The following is a 1,902-nucleotide window of genomic DNA, read 5'->3' as shown; positions in this document are numbered from 1 at the left end:
CCCGAAGTCGGTGAGGTAACCGTAAGGAGCCAGCCGCCTAAGGTGGGATAGATGATTGGGGTGAAGTCGTAACAAGGTAGCCGTATCGGAAGGTGCGGCTGGATCACCTCCTTTCTAAGGATAAGGAACTGCGCATTGGTCTTGTTTAGTCTTGAGAGGTCTTGTGGGGCCTTAGCTCAGCTGGGAGAGCGCCTGCTTTGCACGCAGGAGGTCAGCGGTTCGATCCCGCTAGGCTCCATTGGTGAGAGATCACCAAGTAATGCACATTGAAAATTGAATATCTATATCAAATAGTAACAAGAAAATAAACCGAAAACGCTGTAGTATTAATAAGAGTTTATGACTGAAAGGTCAGAAAATAAGGTTAAGTTAATAAGGGCGCACGGTGGATGCCTTGGCACTAGGAGCCGAAGAAGGACGTGACAAACGACGATATGCCTTGGGTAGCTGTAAGTAAGCGATGATCCAGGGATTTCCGAATGGGGGAACCCAACAGGTACTACCTGTTACCCGCATCTGTTAAGGATGTGAGGAGGAAGACGCAGTGAACTGAAACATCTAAGTAGCTGCAGGAAGAGAAAGCAAAAGCGATTGCCTTAGTAGCGGCGAGCGAAACGGCAGGAGGGCAAACCGAAGAGTTTACTCTTCGGGGTTGTAGGACTGCAATGTGGACTCAAAGATTATAGAAGAATGATTTGGGAAGATCAGCCAAAGAGAGTAATAGCCTCGTATTTAAAATAGTCTTTGTACCTAGCAGTATCCTGAGTACGGCGGGACACGTGAAATCCCGTCGGAATCTGGGAGGACCATCTCCCAACCCTAAATACTCCCTAGTGACCGATAGTGAACCAGTACCGTGAGGGAAAGGTGAAAAGCACCCCGGGAGGGGAGTGAAATAGAACCTGAAACCGTGTGCCTACAACAAGTTCGAGCTCGTTAATGGGTGAGAGCGTGCCTTTTGTAGAATGAACCGGCGAGTTACGTTATGATGCGAGGTTAAGTTGAAGAGACGGAGCCGTAGGGAAACCGAGTCTGAATAGGGCGCCTTAGTATCATGACGTAGACCCGAAACCATGTGACCTACCCATGAGCAGGTTGAAGGTGCGGTAAGACGCACTGGAGGACCGAACCAGGGCACGTTGAAAAGTGCTTGGATGACTTGTGGGTAGCGGAGAAATTCCAAACGAACTTGGAGATAGCTGGTTCTCTCCGAAATAGCTTTAGGGCTAGCGTCGACATTAGAAATTCTTGGAGGTAGAGCACTGTTTGGGTGAGGGGTCCATCCCGGATTACCAATCTCAGATAAACTCCGAATGCCAATGAATTATGGTCGGCAGTCAGACTGCGAGTGCTAAGATCCGTAGTCGAAAGGGAAACAGCCCAGACCACCAGCTAAGGTCCCAAAATAATTGTTAAGTGGAAAAGGATGTGGGGTTGCACAGACAACTAGGATGTTAGCTTAGAAGCAGCTATTCATTCAAAGAGTGCGTAATAGCTCACTAGTCGAGTGACCCTGCGCCGAAAATGTACCGGGGCTAAAACAATTTACCGAAGCTGTGGATACCTTTATAGGTATGGTAGGAGAGCGTTCTATGTGTGAAGAAGGTATACCGTGAGGAGTGCTGGAACGCATAGAAGTGAGAATGCCGGTATGAGTAGCGAAAGACAGGTGAGAATCCTGTCCACCGTAAGACTAAGGTTTCCAGGGGAAGGCTCGTCCGCCCTGGGTTAGTCGGGACCTAAGGAGAGACCGAAAGGTGTATCCGATGGACAACAGGTTGATATTCCTGTACTAGAGTATGTAGTGATGGAGGGACGCAGTAGGCTAACTAAAGCAGACGATTGGAAGTGTCTGTCTAAGCAGTGAGGTGTGAATTGAGTTAAATGCTTAGTTCTATAACA

Annotated in this window: 1 tRNA gene and 2 rRNA genes; all 3 read left to right on the top strand. The window is 48.3% G+C overall.

What is annotated here, in order from left to right:
* A 16S ribosomal RNA gene (locus tag HT728_RS09895) occupies positions 1-114 on the top strand; the annotation flags it as partial.
* Positions 115-165: 51 nt separating this feature from the next.
* Positions 166-238: transfer RNA gene (locus HT728_RS09890), tRNA-Ala, on the top strand.
* Between the two features lie 124 nt (positions 239-362).
* Positions 363-1,902 (top strand): 23S ribosomal RNA (locus HT728_RS09885); the annotation flags it as partial.

Source organism: Streptococcus sp. 544 (genome assembly GCF_013277385.1).
Lineage (GTDB): Bacteria > Bacillota > Bacilli > Lactobacillales > Streptococcaceae > Streptococcus > Streptococcus mitis_BA.
This window is presented reverse-complemented; position numbering and strand designations above follow the sequence as displayed.